This window comes from Pedobacter mendelii (genome assembly GCF_014635725.1).
Classification (GTDB): Bacteria; Bacteroidota; Bacteroidia; order Sphingobacteriales; family Sphingobacteriaceae; genus Pedobacter; species Pedobacter mendelii.
This window is the reverse complement of record NZ_BMDJ01000022.1, coordinates 1-5,714: the sequence shown is the minus strand read 5'-3', so window position 1 is coordinate 5,714 and position 5,714 is coordinate 1. Positions and strand designations below refer to the sequence as shown.

The following is a 5,714-nucleotide window of genomic DNA, read 5'->3' as shown; positions in this document are numbered from 1 at the left end:
GTAAACCCTAAACCTTAAGCCTTTCGCCTTAAACCTTAAACATGATTGAAAGAAGTTAGTTTGAAGAACAAACAACAGTCTGTTTGCTTTGAAAGCTTCGGATGATTAGTATTACTCGACTGTGATGTCACCACCTTTACATCTGTAACCTATCAACGTAGTAGTCTTCTACGGTCCTATATGGAATTCTCATCTCGTGGCTAGTTTCGCACTTAGATGCTTTCAGCGCTTATCTATTCCCAGCGTAGCTACTCTGCAATGCCCCTGGCGGAACAACAGATTCACTAGAGGCTAGTCCAACCCGGTCCTCTCGTACTAAGGTCAGCCCCACTCAAAATTCCTACGCCCACAACAGATAGGGACCGAACTGTCTCGCGACGTTCTGAACCCAGCTCGCGTGCCACTTTAATCGGCGAACAGCCGAACCCTTGGGACCTTCTCCAGCCCCAGGATGTGACGAGCCGACATCGAGGTGCCAAACCTCCCCGTCGATATGAGCTCTTGGGGGAGATCAGCCTGTTATCCCCAGCGTACCTTTTATCCTTTGAGCGATGGCCCTTCCATGCAGAACCACCGGATCACTATATCCGTCTTTCGACCCTGATCGACTTGTCTGTCTCACAGTCAAGCAAGCTTATGCTATTGCACTCCTCATACGGTTACCAAGCGTATTGAGCTTACCTTTGAAAGCCTCCGTTACCTTTTTGGAGGCGACCACCCCAGTCAAACTACCCATCAAACAATGTCTCCCGCTGAGCGGGATTAGACACCGAATACAGAAAGGGTGGTATTTCAACGTTGGCTCCACGACGCCTAGCGACGCCGCTTCAAAGCCTCCCACCTATCCTACACATCCTGTATCCAATGTCAATGTTAAATTGTAGTGAAGGTGCATGGGGTCTTTCCGTCCCGTTGCGGGTACCCGGCGTCTTCACCGGGACCACAATTTCACCGAGCTCATGGCTGAGACAGCGCCCAGATCGTTACACCATTCGTGCAGGTCGGAACTTACCCGACAAGGAATTTCGCTACCTTAGGACCGTTATAGTTACGGCCGCCGTTTACTGGGGCTTCGATTCAATGCTTCTCCTTGCGGATGACATCCCCTCTTAACCTTCCAGCACCGGGCAGGTGTCAGGCCTTATACTTCATCTTTCGATTTTGCAAAGCCATGTGTTTTTGTTAAACAGTCGCCTGGGCCTTTTCACTGCGGCTGACATTACTGCCAGCGCCCCTTCTCCCGAAGTTACAGGGCCATTTTGCCGAGTTCCTTAGCCATGATTCACTCGAGCACCTTAGAATTCTCTTCCCGGATACCTGTGTCGGTTTGCGGTACGGGTTTTTATAACCTGAAGCTTAGCGGTTTTTCTTGGAAGTCTGTTTACCTGCTCTATCCACTCAGCCGAAGCCTCGCGGTACTATTAGTTTTCAGCTAGATTGGCGGATTTGCCTACCATTCTAATACCTACAACCTTTAACGAACTATTCCGTCAGTTCGCGGCAGTGTCACTACTCCGTCCCCACATCGCAGTTATAAAAAGTACTGGAATATTAACCAGTTGTCCATCGAATGTCCCTTTCGGGTTCTCCTTAGGACCCGACTAACCCTGATCCGATTAGCGTTGATCAGGAAACCTTATCCTTTCGGTGGGCGGGTTTCTCTCCCGCCTTATCGTTACTTATGCCTACATTTGCTTTTCTATACGCTCCAGCACCCATTACCAGATACCTTCGCTGCATATAGAATGCTCCCCTACCGATATATTTCAATCCCATAGCTTCGGTGATACACTTAATGCCCGTTTATTATCCATGCCCGATCGCTCGACTAGTGAGCTGTTACGCACTCTTTAAATGAATGGCTGCTTCCAAGCCAACATCCTAGCTGTCTGTGCAATCGGACCTCGTTAGTTCAACTTAGCGTACACTTAGGGACCTTAGCTGATGGTCTGGGTTCTTTCCCTCTCGGCCCGTGACCTTAGCACCCCGGGCCTCACTGCAGACCATATTTCATAGCATTCGGAGTTTGTCTGGATTTGGTAGGATTTGACTCCCCCGCACCCAATCAGTAGCTCTACCTCTATGAAACTTAATATCCACGCTGTTCCTAAAAACATTTCGGGGAGTACGAGCTATTTCCCAGTTTGATTAGCCTTTCACCCCTACCCACAGATCATCCGGAAACTTTTCAACGTTTATCGGTTCGGTCCTCCAGTACGTGTTACCGCACCTTCAACCTGTCCATGGGTAGATCACAAGGTTTCGCGTCTACCTCCTCTGACTATACGCCCTATTCAGACTCGCTTTCGCTTCGGATCCGTGTCTTAAACACTTAACCTTGCCAGAGAAGAGTAACTCGTAGGCTCATTATGCAAAAGGCACGCCGTCACGCCACCTGGACGCTCCGACCGCTTGTAAGTACACGGTTTCAGGTTCTATTTCACTCCCCTGTTCGGGGTTCTTTTCACCTTTCCCTCACGGTACTGGTTCACTATCGGTCTCTCAGGAGTATTTAGCCTTACCGGATGGTGCCGGCAGATTCCCACAAGGCGTCTCCGACCTCGCGGTACTCAGGATACTGCTAGGCTAGCATTCTATACGTGTACCGGGCTATCACCGTGTATCGCTGGGCTTCCCATCCCATTCCACTTCTGTTTGCTAATGCCACATTGCAGTCCTACAACCCCCACTTTGCCGTAACAAAGTAGGTTTGGGCTCTTTCCCGTTCGCTCGCCACTACTTAGGAAATCATTATTATTTTCTCTTCCTCTGCTTACTTAGATGTTTCAGTTCGGCAGGTTTGCTCATTATATGTGACTGGTCTTCAACCAGCCGGGTTGCCCCATTCGGAAATCTTCGGATTAATTCCTATTTGCAAATACCCGAAGCTTATCGCAGCTTATCACGTCCTTCATCGCCTCTGAGAGCCAAGGCATCCCCCGTGTACTCTTTATTACTTTCTTCTACTTATACGCCTTTTGCGCCGTATAGTATGCTTTTTTGCTCTTGTTATGATGTCTCATACTTGAGAGTTGATTGCTCTCCCTTCAAGTGAGCACAAACACAACAGTCGCCTATTGTTGTTTGCTCTTCTTTTTTAACTTCTTCCAATATGTCAAAGAACTTTATTAAGGTATAAGGCTGAGGGTATAAAGGTTTAGGGTTTAATGTGCCCCAACCTAAGCCTATAGCTTATTCCTTATTAGTGAAAAACTGCGGTCTCGAACCGTTTCATGTGCCCCTATGGCGTTTCTTCTTTTTCTTAATCTTTATGTCAATGTAGTTTACCAATCCTGGTAAGGTATTATTCGTTTTTTAAAAGCTTTCAGCTTTGTTGTGCGGTTTGTATAGGCTATAGGTTTTACCCTTTGCCTTCTACCTTTTAACCCTCAACCTTAAATTGTGGAGAATAACGGAGTCGAACCGTTGACCTCCTGCGTGCAAGGCAGGCGCTCTAGCCAGCTGAGCTAATCCCCCAGGATTATTAAAGTAGTCCCGTCCAGATTTGAACTGGAGACCCCTACATTATCAGTGTAGTGCTCTAACCAGGCTGAGCTACGGGACTGTCTGTTAGGTTGCTTTATAGTTGCGGGTTAGTACTTTACCGCTACCGCTTCCTTTGCTTACCTAGTGGTCAGTGCCGATGGCCTTTTTGATTATTAGGACAACCGTCATTTCTTCTGGGTGTTTCTTTTGTGTTTTCTTTTTTAAGAGTATCATGTTGCGCAGCGAGTAGTCAACTCTGCTCCAGAAAGGAGGTATTCCAGCCGCACCTTCCGGTACGGCTACCTTGTTACGACTTAGCCCCAGTTATCGGTTTTACCCTAGGACGCTCCTTACGGTTACATACTTTAGGTACCCCCAACTTCCATGGCTTGACGGGCGGTGTGTACAAGGCCCGGGAACGTATTCACCGCGTCATTGCTGATACGCGATTACTAGCGAATCCAACTTCATGGGGTCGAGTTGCAGACCCCAATCCGAACTGTGAATGGCTTTGTGAGATTCGCATCATATTGCTATGTAGCTGCCCTCTGTACCATCCATTGTAGCACGTGTGTAGCCCCGGACGTAAGGGCCATGATGACTTGACGTCGTCCCCTCCTTCCTCTCTGTTTGCACAGGCAGTCTGTTTAGAGTCCCCATCATTACATGCTGGCAACTAAACATAGGGGTTGCGCTCGTTGCGGGACTTAACCCAACACCTCACGGCACGAGCTGACGACAGCCATGCAGCACCTAGTTTCGTGTCCTTGCGGACGAATTCATCTCTGAAATCTTCACTAACTTTCAAGCCCGGGTAAGGTTCCTCGCGTATCATCGAATTAAACCACATGCTCCTCCGCTTGTGCGGGCCCCCGTCAATTCCTTTGAGTTTCACTCTTGCGAGCGTACTCCCCAGGTGGAATACTTAACGCTTTCGCTTAGCCGCTAACTGTATATCGCTAACAGCGAGTATTCATCGTTTAGGGCGTGGACTACCAGGGTATCTAATCCTGTTTGATCCCCACGCTTTCGTGCCTCAGCGTCAATAAAACCATAGTAAGCTGCCTTCGCAATCGGTGTTCTGAGACATATCTATGCATTTCACCGCTACTTGTCTCATTCCGCCTACCTCTAGTTTATTCAAGCCCGTCAGTATCAAAGGCACTGCGATAGTTGAGCTACCGTCTTTCACCTCTGACTTAACAGGCCGCCTACGCACCCTTTAAACCCAATAAATCCGGATAACGCTTGGATCCTCCGTATTACCGCGGCTGCTGGCACGGAGTTAGCCGATCCTTATTCTTCTGGTACATTCAGCTCCCTACACGTAGAAAGGTTTATTCCCAGATAAAAGCAGTTTACGACCCATAGGGCTGTCTTCCTGCACGCGGCATGGCTGGTTCAGAGTTGCCTCCATTGACCAATATTCCTTACTGCTGCCTCCCGTAGGAGTCTGGTCCGTGTCTCAGTACCAGTGTGGGGGGTCATCCTCTCAGATCCCCTAGTCATCGTCGCCTTGGTGGGCCGTTACCCCGCCAACTAGCTAATGACACGCATGCCCATCTTAATCCTATAAATATTTGAACATTGAGTAATGCTACTCTGTGTTTTTATGCGGTGTTAATCCGAATTTCTTCGGGCTATCCCCCTGATTAAGGTAGGTTGCATACGCGTTACGCACCCGTGCGCCACTTTTCCCTCCAGCAAGCTGGAAGGTATCGTTCGACTTGCATGTATTAGGCCTGCCGCTAGCGTTCATCCTGAGCCAGGATCAAACTCTCCATTGTAAAATGTGTTGTAAGATGCTGACCAGTTTTAACTATTGTTAAAAATAGTCTTCTTTTTTTAATTATGTCTGTCAGACATTTGACTTTAAAATCAAGCTCCGGTACTCTGTACTTGAATCCGTACTTCATTACCTCGCTTGCGCTACATTGACATCTCTTTTAAGAACTTTTTCGGCAAATACCTCGCGGCTGCCTCTTTTTATATATCGTTAAACTTTTAATCCACTGGAGTCTTTTTAGTCTCCCGTTTCTTAAATGCCTATTTCAATCTTTTTTTTACCTTCCCGACATCCGCCGTTCTAGTTTTATTTTCCCTTCGTTTCTGTTGGGAGTGCAAAGGTAGAAATCTTTTTTTAACCTCCAAATAAAATAAATTTTATTTTTTTAGCCTCTCTTTAATTCATAACCCCAGCTTTTCAATTATTTCCGCTTCTTCCGAAC

The 5,714-nt window shown here is 47.6% G+C and carries 2 tRNA genes and 2 rRNA genes; all 4 read right to left on the bottom strand.

Annotation, left to right across the window (positions count from 1 at the left end):
- Nucleotides 1–86: 86 nt before the first annotated feature.
- Nucleotides 87–2,963 (bottom strand): 23S ribosomal RNA (locus IEV50_RS19460).
- A gap of 440 nt (nucleotides 2,964–3,403) precedes the next feature.
- Nucleotides 3,404–3,477: transfer RNA gene (locus IEV50_RS19455), tRNA-Ala, on the bottom strand.
- Nucleotides 3,478–3,490: 13 nt separating this feature from the next.
- A tRNA-Ile gene (locus tag IEV50_RS19450) sits at nucleotides 3,491–3,565 on the bottom strand.
- 186 nt (nucleotides 3,566–3,751) lie between these two features.
- Nucleotides 3,752–5,273: ribosomal RNA gene (locus tag IEV50_RS19445) — 16S ribosomal RNA — on the bottom strand.
- The 16S and 23S rRNA genes sit together here with 2 tRNA genes alongside, the layout of an rRNA operon.
- Nucleotides 5,274–5,714: the final 441 nt, after the last annotated feature.